Raw genomic sequence first — 15840 nt, 5'->3', positions numbered from 1 at the left:
CCACGACAGCGACTGCATGGTTACGGCTCACGTTGTTCACTCCCGTCGAGAAGTCGGGATAGGTCAACGGTAGCCGGTGTGTCGAGGTGCCGAGCGGCCGCAGCCTCAGCTCTGGGGCCCCGCGGGCGGCCAGGGCGAACCCGGTGACGGTTCGCCGGGCTCGCCGTGCTCGCCTCGGGACAGGGGCACCCACTGCTCGCTCGGCGCGGGCTGCTTCGAGGAGGGGAAGTCGCGTAGCTTGCCGGACGGCTTCGCGTCCCATTTGGCGAACGTCAGCGGTGTCTGCAGCCAGCTGTGCAGCAGGCTGTAGGTCGCCTCCAGCGAGTCCATGTGGGTGCGCTCCCAGCCGTGGCTGCCGTCAAGGCCGAAGCCGACTAGTGCGGCCCGGGTGCCTGCGCCGGCCTCGATCGCCGCGGCGGCGTCAGACCGGTAGAAGCGGAACACATCGCGCGCGTACGGGATGCCCCGCTCCTCGGCGAGCCGGCACAGCTTCCGGGTCAGGTGATAGTCGAACGGGCCGTGCATATCGGCCATCGGGATCGTCACCCCGTCCTCGATGGACTGCTGGCCGGGCGCACACACCGCGTTGTCGACCGAGATGAGTTCGGCGACGTCCGCGGGCAGGCCATGGCTGGCCCCGTGGCCGACCTCCTCGGTGATGGTCACCATGATCATGGTGCGGTGAGGCAGCATGACCCGTTTCTCGGAGAAGTTCTTGGCCAGCGTCAGCGCAATCGCGATGCCGGCCTTCCCGTCGAGGTGGCGGGACACGATGAAGCCGTCGGCGGTGAGCTCGGGGCTGGTGATCAACGCGACGAAGTCACCGACCTGCAGGCCGAGCCGAACCAAGTCCTCCCGCGACGACACCTTGCGGTCGACCCGCACCTCGACGTTCTCCCAGTCCGTGGGTTGGGTGTCGATCGCGTGGCCGAAGGCGTGCCCACTGGCCTTGAGCGGCAAAACGGTGCCGGTGATGAACTCGTCGGGGTCGTCGGGGAAGATCCGCACGCGGGCGCCCGCGGCGAAGCGGGCCGAGAACGTGCCGACCGGAATCACCTCGAGTCGGCCGTTGTCCTTGAGACTTCGCACCATGCACCCGATCGTGTCCGCGTGCACCACCAGCGCGCGGTCGATGGTCGGCGACTCACCCGTGAGTTCGGCGGTCAACGCTCCGCGGCGGGTCAGCGAGAATGGGACGCCGAAGTGATCGAAAGTGTCGCCGATCAGCTGCATCACGGCGTCCGTCCGCCCCGACGGGCTCGGGGTCTGCAGCAGCGCGAGCAGTGTGTCGACCATCCACGCGCGGTCGGCCTCAGTCATGGCCGCGGTGTGGCCCACGGTGCCTCCCTTCGGGATTCTGCGGAATCGCGTTCAACCTACCGCTTGTCGGCCCCCATTGGCCCCGCGGGCGCTAAGACGCGCGCAGAATGGGAACCCATGGTCAGAGCAGGGAGGAGCAGCTCGTGCAGCGACAGGAAATCCGGTCACTCGCAGACCTCGCGGGCGAAGGCACCCGCATTCTCACCACTTTCGTGCGGGACACGCACAGCGGCATCGCGGAGCGCGTTTTCGGCGCCATAGGGCCGGCGTCGAAACCCGTGGAGATCGTGCACAACACGATTGCCGCGGCGACGTACTACGCCGTGGACCGCGGGGTGCGAGCCTCGTTGCACGGCGTCGGTGAACTGGCCGCCGAAGTCCGCGGCAGCGACGAGGACGACACGGTCCAATCGCATCCCACGGTCGCCGGCGTCGTCGCCGCACTCAATGGAATCTACGGCGACGAGCTAACCAACCGCCGCAACGAATTCGCGCTGACGATGCAGATCCGCCAGCGCGGGAAGCCCGTCGCGCTGGATGCCGCCGCCGTCGCGGCCGCGTTTCCCGAAGCCACCGGCCGGATCGCGGTGTTCGTCCACGGCTGGTGCATGACCGAAATGTCGTGGCGGCGGCAGCCGCGCGACGGCGAGACCGCGCCCCCCTACGGCACTCGGCTGCGCAGTGATCTGGGCTTCACACCGGTGTATCTGCGCTACAACACGGGGCTGCACATCTCCGACAATGGCAAGGCGTTGGCCGCGCTGATCGACAAGCTGCGGGCGCTGTGGCCGGTGCCGGTCGAGGAGATCGCGTTGATCGGTCATTCGATGGGTGGCCTGGTGATCCGCAGCGCCTGCCACTACGGGGTCGAGCAATCGCAGCGCTGGCCCGACGACGTTCGCCACGTTGTCTGCCTGGGTTCGCCGCACTTGGGAGCCGACCTGGAAAAAGGAGTCAACGCCGCGTCCTGGGTGCTGGCCCGGCTGCCCGAAACACGCGCCGTCTCTTCATTTCTCAATGCGCGTAGCTCGGGCACGAAGGACCTGCGCTACGGCGCTTTGCTCGACGAGGACTGGAGCGAATGCGATCCCGACGAGTTCCTGCGGGATCGCTGCCATGAGGTGCCGTTCCTGCCCGGCGCCGTCTACCACTTCGTGGCGAGCAGCGCGGGTCCGCGGGCCGTCGGGGTTGTCCTCGGCGACCGCCTGGTACGCCCCGCCAGCGCGTCGGGTGTGGGTAAGTCCCGCACGGTTCCGTTCGACGCGGCGCATGGACTGACGCTAACGGGCCTACACCACTTCGATTTGCTCAATCACTCAACCATCTACGCGAAATTGCGTGAGTGGCTCGGTGAGTCGGCGAGGTCGACGGAGTTCACCGGCTAGGCGTCTTGGCCCCTGGACTCGCGCCATCCCCGCTCGAACGGTAACCGCCACGCATTGGGAGCGATCAATTGGTGAATGGCGTTGGGGCCCCAGGTGCCGGGCTGGTACATCTTGGCCGGCGGCGGGTCGTCGAGCAGTTCCTGCGAACGCTCCCACAACGATTCGATGCCCTCAGCGGTGTTGAACAGCGTGTGGTCGCCCCGCATGGCATCGAGAATGAGCCTTTCGTAGGCCTCCAGCACATCGACGACGGTGTCGATCTCCTGAGAGGAGAACTGCATGGACAACTTGTCCAGCTTCATCCCGGGGCCGGGTCGCTTGCCGTAGAAGGACAGTGAAACCTTCGAGTTGTCAGCGAGATCGAACGTGAGGTGGTCCGGGCCTTGGGTTCCCACTCCCGATCCCGGCGGGAACATGCTCCGGGGAGCCTCTTTGAAGGCGATCGAGATGATGCGGATGCCCTCGGCCATCTTCTTGCCGGTGCGCAGATAGATCGGCACCCCGGCCCAGCGCCAATTGTCGATGCCGACCTTGAGCGCGATGAACGTCTCGGTGTCGGAATCCTTTGCCACGCCCTTTTCTTGGCGGTAGCCGTTGTACTGGCCGCGCACCACATTTGACGGCTTTACGGGGAGCATCGATCGGAACACCTTGTTCTTCTCTTCGCTGATGGCATACGGCTCGAGGGCCGTCGGTGGTTCCATCACGACGAAGGCCATCACCTGAAAAAGGTGCGTCACGACCATGTCCTTGTAGGCGCCGGTGCTTTCGTAGAAGTTGGCGCGCTGATCCAGACCCAGGGCTTCGGGAATGTCGATCTGGATGTGGTCGATGAAGTTGCGGTTCCAGATCGGCTCGAACAGACCGTTGGCGAAGCGAAACGCCAAGATGTTCTGGGCCGCCTCCTTGCCCAAGAAGTGGTCGATGCGGAAAATCTGGGATTCCTCGAATGTTTCGTGCAGAAAGTCGTTGAGTGACACCGCGCTGGGCAGGTCGGTGCCGAACGGCTTCTCCATCACGACGCGGGAGCGTTCGACGAGTTTGGCGTCGCGCAGCATGGTGATGACGTCTCGCGCCGCCTTCGGAGGGACCGACAGGTAATGCAGGCGGCGCACGTTGACGCCCAGGCTGGCCTCGGCGTCGGCGACCGCGTCCGCAAGCGCTTCGGGCCCGGCGCTTTGCGGGACGTATCTGACGATTTTCGCGAAGCTGGCCCACTCTTCGGGAGTGAGCTTGTGCATGCCGAACGAGTCGATCGCGGTCTTGGCGAGTTCGCGGAACTCGTCGTCGCTGAAGTCTTCCAGCGACGTCGCGACGATTTGGATATCGGGGGCAAGCTCCGACTGATCCAAGTAGGCCAGGCCGGGCAGCAGCTTGCGTTTGGCTAGGTCGCCCGTCGCGCCGAACAGGACGATGACGTGGGGGTCGAGCGGCTGCTCGCCGTGGCGGCGCGGCCGCGCGTCGGGTGCCGGGTAAGAGATCGTCTGCGGTTTCTTGGTGGCCACTTCTGCGATACTTCCACCGCCGCGCTGCCTGCGCACGACTGATTGCGGCCGAACCGCCCGCGTCATGGTCGCGGGCCGTATGTCAGGATTCGGACATGACTGCACGCAGCTTGGCTCGCATCGGTGGTGTTTTGGTGGCAACGGCGTGGGCGCTGCTCAGCATGCCCCTCAGCAGTCCGGCCGCGGCCGCCGACCCATGCTCCGATGTCGCCGTCGTTTTCGCGCGCGGCACCCACCAGGAGCCCGGTCTCGGCAACATCGGACAGGCCTTCGTCGACTCGCTCACCTCGCAGGTCGGCGGGCGATCCGTCGGGGTCTATGCGGTCAACTACCCCGCCAACGACGACTACCACAACAGCGCGAACGCCGGCGCCGCCGACGCCGGCGCTCACATCCAGGACACGGTGGCCAGCTGTCCGAACTCGAAAATTGTGCTCGGTGGATACTCTCAGGGCTCCACGGTGATCGACCTGGCCACCAACGCGATGCCCGCGTCGGTCGCTGACCACGTCGCCGCCGTCGCGCTTTTCGGCGAGCCCTCGAGTGGCTTTTCCAGCATGCTGTGGGGCGGCCAGCCGCTGCCCACGATCAACCCGGTGTATACCGGCAAGACCATCAGCTTGTGCGCCCCCGACGACCCGATCTGCTCTGGGGGCGGCAACATCATGGCGCACGTTTCCTACATCGATGCCGGGATGACTAACCAGGCCGCGACATTCGCGGCCAACCACCTCAATCAAGGGACGCCGCCGCGCACGTAGCGAGTGCTGACCCGTGAAATCCCTAGCTACCTCCTCACGCGACACCGTCGCGATTCGGATATTGATCGCCATGGTGCTGGGAGTCGCCGTCGCCGTCGCGGTGGGTAACACGGTCGGCTGGCGATTCGCCCTTGTCGGCTGGGTCGTGACCGCCGGGGTGTATGTCGTGTGGACGCGGCTCATCCTGGGCGGCATGGATGCCGAGGAAACCCGCAGATATGTGACACGCGAGGATCCGACTCGGTGGATCGCAGACGTGGTCGTCGTGTCCGCAAGCGTTGCGAGCCTGGCCGGGGTCGGCTACGTGGTGGCCGCGGGGACGCACGCGGGTGCCCCAGCCATAGCAGCCGCCATTCTCGGCATCCTGGCGGTCGCCGCGTCCTGGTTCGCCGTGCACACGCTCTTCACGGTGCATTACGCGCGGCTCTACTACTCCGACCAACCCGGGGGCATCAACTTCCACGACCCCGAGCCGCCCCGTTTTCGCGACTTCGCGTATGTGGCTTTTACCGTCGGCATGACCTTCCAGGTGTCGGACACGGAGATCGGGCTGACATCCATCAGGGCGACCGTGTTGCGCCATGCGATGCTGTCCTACCTGCTCGGCGCCGTAGTTCTGGCCGTCACCGTCAACTTGATCGCGGGGCTGGGCGCCAAGCTCTGATCGGCCCGCTCACCTTGCGGCGGTTAATCTGGCGGCATGGCAATCGAGTCCACCATGCTCGCCCTCGGAACCCCCGCGCCACAGTTCGCGCTGCCCGAGCCGGCCACCGGCGCCACGGTCAGCCTCGATGAGCTCACCGGTCCCGCGCTCGTCGTGACCTTCATCTGCAACCACTGCCCGTACGTCCAGCACGTCGCCGCCGGCCTCGCCGCGCTCGGCCGCGACCTGGCCGATCTGGGGGTCGCGATGGTCGGCATCTCCAGCAACGACGTCGTCACCTACCCGCAGGACGGCCCCGACCAGATGGCCGAGGAGGCCCGCCGCCACGGCTGGACGTTCCCCTACCTTTATGACGAGACCCAAGACGTCGCCCGCGCGTTTTCCGCAGCGTGCACGCCGGACACTTTCGTCTTCGACGGCGAGCGCCGGCTGGTCTATCGCGGTCAGCTCGATGACTCCCGGCCAAAGAACGACCTGCCGGTGACGGCCGCCGACGTTCGGGCCGCCGTCGACGCCGTGCTCGCCGGTCGGCCGGTCGACCCGGACCAGCGACCGTCGATCGGGTGCGGCATCAAGTGGCGCTGAGCCACGCGCACGCCGGGCCGCGAGCCGCGCTGCGCCGTTGAAAATCGTGCTCGCTGCCTACGGAAGTCGCGGCGATGTCGAGCCGTTCGCCGCCGTCGGGCGGGAGATGCTGCGGCGAGGTCACGACGTGTGCCTGGCGGTGCCGCCGACCATGGTTGGTTTCGTCGAGTCGGCGGGGCTGGCGGCGGTCGCGTACGGGCCGCAACCCGCTGCGTTCCAATCGGATTCGTTGAAGTGGTTCTTCGGCGGGTGCCCGCCGGGCCCGGGCGTCGGGAGTTTCGACGGCGACACGAACACCCAGAATCCGTTGGGCGCGATGGTCGAAGTGATGGAGCATGTCGCACGGGCCTGGGCGGATTGGGGCGCCGCGCTGACGACGCTGGCGGAGGGGGCCGACCTGATACTTACTGGCAAGGGCGCGCAGGGGCTGGCCGCCAACGTCGCGGAGTATTACGGCATTCCGATTGCCGTGCTGCATTTCTTCCCGGGTGGACGGTCGCGCTCGGGTGGCATGCTCGGGAGCGTCATCAAGGATGCCGAAGAAGCCCAACGCCGCGCGCTAGGCCTGCCGGAGGCGATAGGATCTTTCGATTCGCTGGAGATCCACGCATACGACGAGTTCTGCTTTCCCGAAATGGCGACGCAATCCACGGGTGGGCGATCGTTTGTCGGCGCACTGACCCTGGAGTTGCCCACCGAGGCCGACGACGATGTGCTGTCGTGGATCGCCGCGGGAACGCCACCGATCTACTTCGGCTTCGGCAACAATGTCCAGCTCCCGTCCCCCGCCGAGACGATCGCCGCAATCAGCAGGGCCTGCGCGGAATTGGGCGAGCGGGCCCTGATTTGTGCTGGGGCGAGCGACTTCTCGGGTATCACGCTTTTCGACAACATGAAGGCCGTGGGCGCGGTGAACCACGGCGCCATCTTTCCGGCGTGCCGCGCGGTCGTTCACCATGGCGGTGCCGGCACCACGGCGGCGGGCCTGCGCGCCGGAATCCCCACCTTGATCCTCTGGTTCTCGCTCGAAGATCAGCCGATGTGGGCAGCCGCAGTCGAACGACTCGAAGTGGGCGCCGGCCGGGCTTTTTCGGCCAGCACCGTCGCATCACTGGTCGCGGACCTGCGTTCCGTTCTCGTCCCGCAATGCGTCGCTCGCGCTCGCGAGGTCGCCGCCCGGATGACCAAGCCCGCGCAGAGCGCCGCCGCCACCGCAGATCTTCTGGAAGAAGCGGTCGCGTAATGGGAGAACGGCTACCCCGGGTGGCGATACTCGACGACTACGCGGGCGTGGCCCTCGAGCTCGCCGACTGGTCGCCGGTGCTTAGCCGATCCGAAGTGACCGTCTTCGACCGCCACCTTTCCGAGGAGGAAGCCGCGGACGCGCTGTCGCCGTTCGACGTGGTATGCACGATGCGCGAGCGGATGGCCTTTCCGCGCGGCCTCATCGAGCGGCTGCCCACCCTCAAGCTGATCACCATCGTCGGCAAAAATCTGCCGAACTTGGACATGACCGCGGCCACCGAACACCGTGTCCTTGTTGCCCATTCGGATTTCGCCCATCCGCGATTCAGATCCGTCCCTGATGCCACTCCGGAATTGGCCTGGGGGTTGATGATCGCGACGGTGCGCAATCTGGCCGAAGAGCACCGTCACATGCGCGAGGGCGCGTGGCAGACGACCACCGGTCGCACGCTGTCCGGCAAGACGCTGGGACTTCTTGGTCTGGGCAGGATCGGTAAGCGTATGGCCGAATACGCGAAAGTGTTTGGCATGGAAGTCATTGCGTGGAGCCAAAATCTCACCGACGAGGCGGCCGCGGCGGCCGGCGCTCGCCGCGTCGAGAAGGCAACGCTCTTCGAACGATCCGACGTGATCTCCATCCACCTGGTTCTCTCGGAGCGCACGCGCGGACTGGTCGGCGCGCCCGAGCTGGCCATGATGAAGCCGCACGCCTACTTGATCAACACCTCCCGGGGGCCGATCGTGGACGACGAGGCCCTGATCGACGCGCTCGCGGCCGAGCGCATTGCCGGGGCCGGCCTCGATGTCTATGACATCGAACCGCTTCCGGCGGATCATCCATTGCGTCGTCTACCGAACGTGACGCTGTCTCCCCACCTGGGCTACGCCACCCGCGAAATGCTGGGCGCCTTCTACGCAGACACCGTCGAAGCGGTCGCGGCGTGGCTGACCGGGACGCCCGTCAGGATCGCCAACCCCGAGGCATTGCAGCGGCGAAAGTCGAACTAGCAAAAACGCAACCCCGTGGCCGGCACACAAGCCGACCACGGGGTTGATCGCCGGAAGTTGCGGGCTAACCCGGGCAATAAGTCGATTCGGCGGCGCTCACCATCGAGGTGACATCCGCGAACGAGATGCCTTTCGCGCCGAGCGTGGAGTGGATGTCCGCGGCAATAGCGTCCGGAGTTTTGCCTGCCGAGCGATCGGCGCATATTTGATGGCCCATCGCGACGATGTCGGAGTCGTCTCCGGACGGCCAGGTAAAGCCGAGAGTGTGCATTTTGCTGAGGAATGTGTCATCGGTGGCATCCGCGACCGCAATCGCAGTGCTCGTAAGAAGGGCAGCACCGACCATCATGGGGACAGACAGTCTGGCCAGCCAGCGGGGTGAGGGCATTTGCGCGCTTCCTTTCATCGGGGCGTTAACGGAGTCCCAGTATGAGCGCTAAAAGAGGCGTAAATATGAAGAACCGTGAAATCTGTGAAACAGCTTGCGGAGATCTGAATAGGCAATTCTTTTGGCGTAATTTGTGTAAATGCGGGCCGCGCGTCGCGCCTAGTCCAGTGCGACGGGGTCGCCGACGGCGAGGACGCCCTCTTCGAGCACCTCGAGATACACGCCCGCGCAGGGCTGTGCCCCGGAACCGCCTGCGGGCAAACGATTTTCGGCCGCGGGCGTGCGAAGCGCTTCCGGGGCTCGCGCGAGCGTCCCGTGCTCGAGCGTCGGCACCACACACCGAGAGGTGGACGCAATGACACGCAGCCGTACCTCACCGGCCGTCAATTCCCGCCCGAGCCAGTTGTCTTCGTCATACGGCGGGTAGCCCGCCGGGGTCGCGATCACCAGGTTGGGTCGGTAGCGCAGCGCCTCGACGCCGATGCGCTCCAGTGTCGCCGTGGTGATCGCGTGCAGCGGGGCATCATCGGTAAACGAGTCGCCCGGGGTTGCCTGGCCGATCGTCAAGATGCGGCCCGCGACCTCGGCGTCCACCCCCAGCTCGAGCAGCTTCTCCGGATCCGGGCGTTCGAGCGTTGCGCCGTCCGGCCGTTGGCTGATCAGCCGGACCGGGCGCCCCAACAGCCGCGACAGCAGCTCATCGACACCCGGGTCGTCGGCCGCGACGCTTGTCCCGTCGGGCAGCCCGATGTTCACGTGCCCGGTGCTTCCGTTCGCGGTGCACTTGAGCAGCCCACGCCACAGCCGGGCCTGCTTGGCGCTGGCCACATGCCCGGTCTGGGTGTCGACAAGTGCCAGCCGCCGGTCTCCTTCGGCGCCTCGTTCGTCGACGAACAGGCGGTTCACAACTTCGCCCAGCATCGATTTCACCGGGTAGCGGAGCAAACTCTCGACCCGCATCTGCTTTTCCACCACGCAGACCAGTATGCGGCGGCGACCTACGGCGCGCGCCGAGCGGTACGGTAACGGCGATGAAATTTGTGCTGGCAGCCTACGGAGGACGGGGCGACGTCGAGCCCTGTGTCGCCGTGGGTCGGGAGCTGCTGCGCCGCGGTCACGAGGTGCGCCTGGCCGTCCCGCCCAACATGGTCGCCTTCGCCGCATCCGCGGGGCTCACTGCGGTCGCATACGGGCCCGACACGCGGGAGCAGATGGACGGCGCCATGAATTTCATTGGCGGCGTAGGGAATCTGATCAGTGCGTTGCCCCAACTCGTAGAGCGAGTCAGCCGGGTCTGGCTGGACAAAAGCGCGACACTGACGTCGCTGTCAACGAGCGCCGACCTGCTGGTGGCGCACATGAACGATCAGATGCTCGCCGCCAATGTCGCTGAATACCATGCCATTCCGCTCGCCGCACTGCACGTCTTCCCGGCGCGGATCCTGGCATCTGGGCCGCTTTATTCCGGCATAACGAAGGATGCTGAAGTCGCCCAACGCCATGCACTCGGCTTACCGGCGGACGCCGGACCCTCAGCGCCACAACTGGCGGACGGCGGACTGCTGGAAATCCAGACCTACGACGAGCTCTGCTTGCCCGGGCCGTCGACCCAATGGGTGGAGCCCGGCCGACGCCCCTTCGTCGGCGCGCTGACCCTGGAGCTCCCGACCGACGCCGACGACGACGTCTTGGCCTGGATTGCCGCTGGAACGCCGCCGATCTACTTCGGCTTCGGCAGCACGCCGATCGACTCTCCCGCCGACACCGTCGCCATGATCGGCGCGGCCTGCGCGCAGCTGGGCGAGCGAGCGTTGATATGCAGCGGAGCAAGCGACTTCAGTCGCGGTCCGCATTTCGACCACGTCAAAGTGGTGGGCGCGCTCAACTACGCGGAAATCTTTCCGGCCTGCCGCGCAGTGGTGCACCACGGCGGCTCGGGCACCACGGCCGCGGGCCTGCGCGCCGGAGTCCCGACACTAATCCTTTGGGCTGTGTGGGACCAGCCGATGTGGGCGGCGGCCCTCGAGCAGCTGAAAATCGGTGCCGGGCGCCAATTTTCGGCCGCCACCCGGGAATCACTGGTCACCGACCTGCGCTCGATACTGGTTCCGGAGTGTGTCGCCCGCGCGCGTGAGGTCGCCACCCAAATGACGACACCGGCCGAAAGCGTTGCCAGGGCGGCCGATCTCCTCGAAGACGCCGCCCGCTTGGGCCACTAGGCTCAGTCTCGTGGAGGATCGGGGCCCGACATCTTTCGATCCGTCAGTGCTGCGCGAAGCGATGGCCCGGCGGTTGTATCGCCGCGCGGAGGCCGAGGGTCAAATCAGGCTGCCGGCCGTCCCGGGACTGCTCGACGAGTATGTCTCGATGTGTCAGAAGCTCTTTGCCAGCTTGGGCATACAACACACGGCCGACCAAGCCGCTCAGCTCAAGGCCGTGCTCCAGCACGAGTTGGAAAAGGCATTCAAGGCCTCGTCACGGTCGAACATCGTCATCTCGTTTGACACCCCCTTCGGGACCGGGCTGAACTATCGCGTCAAAGCCGAGGTGTCGACGATTGCGGTCGAATACGACCACTGGGTCGCCACTCGTAAGGGGCCGCTGTTTGGGACCGAAGCGGATGCGCGGGTGGTGGCATTGGCCGACGAGGCCGCCGATCCCCGGTCCACCCGGGTGCTCGACATCGGCGCCGGAACCGGGCGTAACGCCCTGGCGCTGGCCCGGCGGGGTCACCCGGTGGACGCGGTCGAGATGGCCCCGAAGTTCGCCGAGATCATTCGCTCGGAGGCAGAACGGGATTCGCTGCCGGTGCGTGTGATCGAGAGCGATGTCTTTACGGCCGTGGAGGGCGTCCGCGACGAGTATCAGCTCATCGTTGCCTCCGAGTTGGTGCCCGACTTCCGGACGACGCGGGAGCTGCGCGGCATGTTCGAACTCGCCGCGGACTGCCTGGCTCCCGGAGGACGCCTGGTGTTCAACACCTTCGCGGCGCGCCAGGGCTACGCCCCCGACGACGCCGCGCGGGAATTCGGACAGCAATGCAACAGCACGATCTTCACCCGCGACGAGCTCGCGCAGGCCGCGGCCGAGCTCCCCCTTGCGCTCATTGCCGACGACTTCGCCTACGACTATGAGAAAACCCACTTGCCGCAAGGCGCTTGGCCGCCCACCGCCTGGTTTGAGGGATGGGCCCACGGCCTGGACGTGTTTGACGTGGAGCGTGACGAGTCGCCAATCGAGTTGCGCTGGCTCGTCTACCAGAAGGAAGGTTAAGTTCTTCGCGTTCGGCGGACCCGGCGGCTAGGCGGTCAAATCGCGAGTCGCGGGCCCTTCAAGCAGCGTGCCGTCGGGGGCGAATCGCGAACCGTGCAGCGGGCACTCCCACGCCTGGTCCGCGTCGTTCCAGTTCACGATTCCGCCGAGGTGTGGGCACACCGGCGAGACGGTGTGCTCGGTGCCGTCGACCCGGCACCTGGCCTCCAAATGCCAGGGGGGCCCGCTCACGACCCCGCCCTCGCCGTTCACGGGGGTGCGATGGCCGGTGCGAATGACCGGCGTGATCCAGCCCTTGGTCAGGTTGAAGCCGACCTCGAGGTTGGCCTGCACCGCGGTCAGCAGACCCGACAGCTCGTGGGGGCTCCAGCTCGCGAACGCGCCGGCCCAGTCCATCTGGCCGCCCAGGATGCGGCTCGACAATGCCAACGCCGCGGCGGGGCCGTTCGTCATGCCCCACTTGTTGAAACCCGTTGCGACGAAGATGCTTTCGCTGTTCGGAAGGATGGGGCCCACATACGGCAAATGGTCGATGGGTGTGTAGTCCTGCGCCGACCAAAAGTGAGTCTGCGCCGCACCGGGGTAATGCTTGCGCGCCCACGACGACAGCTCCGCCAGCGCCTCGGACGGGCTCTTTTTCCGGCCCACCGTATGGCCCGCCCCGCCCACGATCAGCCGCTCCCCGTCCGCGACCGGCGCGTAGCGCACCGACCGCGTGGGCGAGTCGGCGGAGATCATCATCGGCCGCGTGACGTTTCCGGGAACCTTGAAGGCCAAGCAGTAGGAACGGCTCGGTTTCACCCGCGCGAAGTAACCACCCCGATCCAAGATCGGGATCCCGGTGGCAAGCACCAGCTGCCCGGCGGCGAGTTCCACGTCCTGCTGGTCGGCGTCGTTGACGTGCACGTGCACCCCGGCGCCGCGTGTGGAGACCCGCCGGACACGGGTGTGCTCGACCAATCGTCCACCGCGGTTGAGTAACTCCGTGGCCAACGTGTCCAGGAACGGCATCGGGTCGAACTGCGCCTGGTTCGGCAGCCGCACGCCGCCGTGGTACGGGAATGGCACGTCGGCGTCGTCCTCCCATACCGCGGGCAGGTCGACGGCCTGGCAAGCCTCCAATTCCCGCCGCGCGGACGGCACGCCCTTGGCGGACTGCGCATAGGTGTAGGCGTCCTCGCGTTGGACTGCGATGCCGTGTGACTCGCAGTACTCGAGCACCCAGTCTTGGCCTTCCCGGTTGCCGTCGATGTAGGCCCGCGCCACCTTCTTGCCATGCCTCGGTAGAACCTTCGACAGATGGGTCCCCTGCAACAAGCTGATTTTGGCGGTGGTGTTGCCGGTCGCGCAGGAACCGACGGTATGCGCCTCCAAGACCAGCACGTCCTTGCCGGCACGGCTCAGCAGAACCGCTGTCATCAGCCCGGTGATGCCGGCGCCCACGACGAGGACATCGGCGGACGCCGGGCCGTCGCCAAGCCGGCTTGCGGTCCAAGGTTGTTCGGCTCGCTCGGCGAACCATAAAGAAGTCATGCCTGGGCTGGTACCCGGCGGCGGCGTCGGGAAACGGGGCCCTCGGCCGTGCACGCTCGCTTATGCGCGCTTCAGCTGCGCTTTCGCGTGCTTCAGCGAGTCCTCGGCGGCGCGGTTTTCCTGCTCCGCTTTGTCGTAGCGGTCGTCGGCTCTCTTCAAGTCGCGCTCGGCCTCACGCAGACTATCCGCCGCGTCGTCGCGACGCTGCCGCGCCGCGTCCCGCTCGGCGCGACGGCGCGACAGCACGCGCTCGGTTTCGTCTTTGGCACGCTCCGCGGCGGCAAGGGCCGCGTTCAACTTGTCCCGGCGGGCGTCCTGGTGGCGCTCCGGCTCCTTCGCCACCGGCGCCGCGCCGCCGAATTCGCCGAAACCCGACCATGTTTCGGCCCTGGTCAGCCGGCCGAGCCGCGTCCTGACGTCGGGGTCGGCGACCGCGGCTTGCAGTGTGCCGGTCAGGTCGTCACGCAGCGTTGCCGACGGCTTGTTCACCTCGGCGGCTTCGAAAGCGGCCCGCACGAGTTCGCCGATGAGCCGGTGTTGTTCGGCGGACAAATCGCGGATACGGTCGCCATCCATTGCGGAGTGCGCGGCGCGCAGGCGATCACCCAGGTCGGCCAGGCGCTGTTTGGCGTCCTTGTGTTGGAGCACGAGCCGGTTCGCGATCCACGCCGCCGTCGTCGGTTTGCGTGCCGCGGAGATCCGTTTGGCGGCGGCTTCGTCACCGCGCCGCCTGGCGGCGGCGGTCAATTGGGTGCGCTCCGCGGTGAATGCGCCGGGCTGCACCCAGTACAGACGGTCAAGTTCCTCGTCGGCCATGACGCCATGATCCCCTCGGCGTGCGGTTTCAGGTGCCACGCACCGCGGGTACCTGATCAACAACAACGTGAGGATTCGGCCAACTCTTATGACATCCACCAACCGTGCGCGACTCATCCATCGGTACCTGCTGGCCGTCTTCGCTGTCGTGGGGGTGGTCGGTGTCGGCTGCGCCCGTCCGACGCCGGAGGCGTCCGGGCCGGCGCGAGTGACGATCATGCCCGGGCCCGACACGCGTGACGTCGATCCACTCACGCCGGTCATGGTCAAAGCCGACACGGGGAAGCTGACCGGTGTACGCATGGTCAACGATGCCGGCAGACCGGTCGAGGGGATCATGACCCCGGACAACACCGTCTGGAAGCCCACCGCTCCCCTGGGTTACGGACGGACGTACACGCTGACGCTCACCAGCGTCGGGCCGAACGGCGTTGCGGCCACCCAAGTGTCGACGTTCTCGACCTTGCTGCCGCCCAATCAGACCAAGGTCTCACTGACCACGACATCTGAGGCGGCCCTGCAAGAAGGCGGCACCTACGGTGTGGGAACGGTTGTCGTCGCCCACTTCGACGAGCAAGTCGCCGACCGGGCCGCCGCCGAACGACAGCTCAAAGTGACCACCAACCCTCCCGTGCAGGGTTCGTGGTTCTGGGTCGACAGCCAAAACGCTCACTGGCGACCCGAGCACTACTACGCGCCGGGCAGCACCGTCACCGCCGAAGCCAAGATCTATGGAATTGCGTTGGGCGACGGCCTATTCGGGCAAGAAGACACCAGAGTGTCATTCCGTATCGGTGACGCGCACGTGTCGATCGCGGACGATGCCACGAAAATGGTCAGCGTCTTCAACAACGGTGCCCTGGTCCGGACCATGCCCACGTCGATGGGAATGGGCGGCACCGAAACCATCGGCTCGCAGACGATTTCGTTGTGGACTCCCCCGGGCGTCTACACCGTGCTCGACAAGGGCAACCCGGTCGTGATGGACTCCTCCACCTTCGGATTGCCCAAGAATTCCCGCCTCGGATATCGCGAGACAATCAATTACGCCACCAAAATCAGCAACGACGGTATCTATCTGCACCAGCTCGACGCGACGGTGTGGGCCCAGGGCCATACCGACACCTCCCACGGGTGCTTGAACCTCAACGGCGACAACGCGAAATGGTTCTACGACTTCTCGGTGCCCGGCGACGTCGTCGAGGTCCGCAACAGCGGCGGACCGCCGTTGAAGCTGTCGCAGAACGGCGACTGGACGCTCAGCTGGGACCAATGGCGCAAGGGCAGCGCGCTGGCGCCGCCGTCCTGAGGTGCTCGCCGCCGGCTCTGCGCCGACCGGCCTGACTCGTCCGGATCC

General features: G+C 66.4%; 15 protein-coding genes. 9 read left to right on the top strand and 6 right to left on the bottom strand.

Annotated elements, in window-relative coordinates; translation table 11 throughout:
• Positions 1 to 105: 105 nt before the first annotated feature.
• Complete coding sequence (locus A5745_RS04610; RefSeq protein WP_076058664.1) at positions 106 to 1338, bottom strand: osmoprotectant NAGGN system M42 family peptidase; 1233 nt, start codon at positions 1336 to 1338, stop codon at positions 106 to 108.
• 125 nt (positions 1339 to 1463) lie between these two features.
• Here A5745_RS04610 and A5745_RS04605 point away from each other — a divergent pair, with 125 nt between their 5' ends.
• A complete protein-coding gene (locus A5745_RS04605) occupies positions 1464 to 2705 on the top strand; it encodes a triacylglycerol lipase (protein ID WP_076115352.1) in 1242 nt (413 codons plus the stop codon).
• Here the strand turns inward: A5745_RS04605 and zwf are convergent.
• Positions 2702 to 4210, bottom strand: a complete 1509-nt coding sequence (zwf, locus tag A5745_RS04600; protein WP_076058666.1) for a glucose-6-phosphate dehydrogenase — start codon at positions 4208 to 4210, stop codon at positions 2702 to 2704. The two genes, A5745_RS04605 and zwf, sit on opposite strands and share 4 nt — an antisense overlap.
• Positions 4211 to 4305: 95 nt before the next feature.
• Between zwf and A5745_RS04595 the strand changes: the two genes are divergently transcribed.
• From A5745_RS04595 to A5745_RS04575, 5 genes are all read left to right on the top strand, one after another.
• A complete protein-coding gene (locus A5745_RS04595; protein WP_076115269.1) occupies positions 4306 to 4971 on the top strand; it encodes a cutinase family protein in 666 nt (221 codons plus the stop codon).
• 70 nt (positions 4972 to 5041) lie between these two features.
• Positions 5042 to 5635 (top strand): DUF1345 domain-containing protein, encoded by a 594-nt coding sequence (locus A5745_RS04590; RefSeq protein WP_175879761.1) that lies wholly within the window; start codon positions 5042 to 5044, stop codon positions 5633 to 5635.
• Positions 5636 to 5671: 36 nt separating this feature from the next.
• On the top strand, positions 5672 to 6220 hold the full coding sequence (locus A5745_RS04585) for a thioredoxin family protein (protein ID WP_076115267.1): 549 nt from the start codon (positions 5672 to 5674) through the stop codon (positions 6218 to 6220).
• Positions 6221 to 6257: 37 nt separating this feature from the next.
• Complete coding sequence (locus A5745_RS04580; protein WP_076115266.1) at positions 6258 to 7463, top strand: glycosyltransferase; 1206 nt, start codon at positions 6258 to 6260, stop codon at positions 7461 to 7463.
• Positions 7463 to 8473, top strand: a complete 1011-nt coding sequence (locus tag A5745_RS04575) for a D-2-hydroxyacid dehydrogenase family protein (RefSeq protein ID WP_076115265.1) — start codon at positions 7463 to 7465, stop codon at positions 8471 to 8473. The genes A5745_RS04580 and A5745_RS04575 overlap by 1 nt, the downstream gene beginning before the upstream one ends.
• A gap of 64 nt (positions 8474 to 8537) precedes the next feature.
• Here A5745_RS04575 and A5745_RS04570 read toward each other — a convergent pair whose 3' ends face one another.
• Both A5745_RS04570 and A5745_RS04565 read right to left on the bottom strand, forming a co-directional pair.
• Positions 8538 to 8861, bottom strand: coding sequence for a DUF732 domain-containing protein (locus A5745_RS04570; RefSeq protein WP_076058678.1), 324 nt, complete (start codon positions 8859 to 8861; stop codon positions 8538 to 8540).
• A 159-nt stretch (positions 8862 to 9020) separates the two neighbouring features.
• On the bottom strand, positions 9021 to 9821 hold the full coding sequence (locus tag A5745_RS04565) for an MOSC domain-containing protein (RefSeq protein WP_076115351.1): 801 nt from the start codon (positions 9819 to 9821) through the stop codon (positions 9021 to 9023).
• A 71-nt stretch (positions 9822 to 9892) separates the two neighbouring features.
• On the opposite strand from A5745_RS04565, the gene A5745_RS04560 reads away from it, so the two are divergent.
• Both A5745_RS04560 and A5745_RS04555 read left to right on the top strand, forming a co-directional pair.
• Entirely contained in the window at positions 9893 to 11080 is a 1188-nt protein-coding gene (locus tag A5745_RS04560) for a glycosyltransferase (RefSeq protein ID WP_076115264.1), read from the top strand.
• A gap of 61 nt (positions 11081 to 11141) precedes the next feature.
• Positions 11142 to 12134: a bifunctional 2-polyprenyl-6-hydroxyphenol methylase/3-demethylubiquinol 3-O-methyltransferase UbiG gene (locus tag A5745_RS04555; RefSeq protein ID WP_076115350.1), complete on the top strand. Its 993-nt coding sequence runs from the start codon at positions 11142 to 11144 to the stop codon at positions 12132 to 12134.
• 27 nt (positions 12135 to 12161) lie between these two features.
• Here the strand turns inward: A5745_RS04555 and A5745_RS04550 are convergent, their stop codons facing one another.
• The gene (locus A5745_RS04550) at positions 12162 to 13667 is read right to left on the bottom strand and encodes an FAD-dependent oxidoreductase (protein WP_076115263.1); all 1506 of its coding nucleotides are present in this window, start codon (positions 13665 to 13667) and stop codon (positions 12162 to 12164) included.
• A gap of 60 nt (positions 13668 to 13727) precedes the next feature.
• Positions 13728 to 14483, bottom strand: coding sequence for a hypothetical protein (locus A5745_RS04545; RefSeq protein WP_076115262.1), 756 nt, complete (start codon positions 14481 to 14483; stop codon positions 13728 to 13730).
• 88 nt (positions 14484 to 14571) lie between these two features.
• Between A5745_RS04545 and A5745_RS04540 the strand changes: the two genes are divergently transcribed.
• Positions 14572 to 15792: an Ig-like domain-containing protein gene (locus A5745_RS04540; RefSeq protein WP_076115261.1), complete on the top strand. Its 1221-nt coding sequence runs from the start codon at positions 14572 to 14574 to the stop codon at positions 15790 to 15792.
• Positions 15793 to 15840 lie beyond the last annotated feature (48 nt).

The organism is Mycobacterium sp. IS-2888 (assembly GCF_001954215.1).
GTDB lineage: Bacteria > Actinomycetota > Actinomycetes > Mycobacteriales > Mycobacteriaceae > Mycobacterium.
The sequence above is the reverse complement of the archived record's forward strand: the minus strand, read 5'-3'. Positions and strand labels throughout refer to the sequence as shown.

What these genes read in the sequence shown, in the direction of transcription:
- A5745_RS04550 (WP_076115263.1), bottom strand. Translation starts at nt 13,667, where the DNA reads ATGACTTCTTTATGGTTCGCCGAGCGAGCCGAACAACCTTGGACCGCA.
- A5745_RS04560 (WP_076115264.1), top strand. Translation starts at nt 9,893, where the DNA reads ATGAAATTTGTGCTGGCAGCCTACGGAGGACGGGGCGACGTCGAGCCC.
- A5745_RS04545 (WP_076115262.1), bottom strand. Translation starts at nt 14,483, where the DNA reads ATGGCCGACGAGGAACTTGACCGTCTGTACTGGGTGCAGCCCGGCGCA.
- A5745_RS04595 (WP_076115269.1), top strand. Translation starts at nt 4,306, where the DNA reads ATGACTGCACGCAGCTTGGCTCGCATCGGTGGTGTTTTGGTGGCAACG.
- A5745_RS04585 (WP_076115267.1), top strand. Translation starts at nt 5,672, where the DNA reads ATGGCAATCGAGTCCACCATGCTCGCCCTCGGAACCCCCGCGCCACAG.
- A5745_RS04570 (WP_076058678.1), bottom strand. Translation starts at nt 8,861, where the DNA reads ATGCCCTCACCCCGCTGGCTGGCCAGACTGTCTGTCCCCATGATGGTC.
- A5745_RS04565 (WP_076115351.1), bottom strand. Translation starts at nt 9,821, where the DNA reads ATGCGGGTCGAGAGTTTGCTCCGCTACCCGGTGAAATCGATGCTGGGC.
- A5745_RS04575 (WP_076115265.1), top strand. Translation starts at nt 7,463, where the DNA reads ATGGGAGAACGGCTACCCCGGGTGGCGATACTCGACGACTACGCGGGC.
- A5745_RS04555 (WP_076115350.1), top strand. Translation starts at nt 11,142, where the DNA reads ATGGCCCGGCGGTTGTATCGCCGCGCGGAGGCCGAGGGTCAAATCAGG.
- A5745_RS04540 (WP_076115261.1), top strand. Translation starts at nt 14,572, where the DNA reads ATGACATCCACCAACCGTGCGCGACTCATCCATCGGTACCTGCTGGCC.
- A5745_RS04590 (WP_175879761.1), top strand. Translation starts at nt 5,042, where the DNA reads ATGGTGCTGGGAGTCGCCGTCGCCGTCGCGGTGGGTAACACGGTCGGC.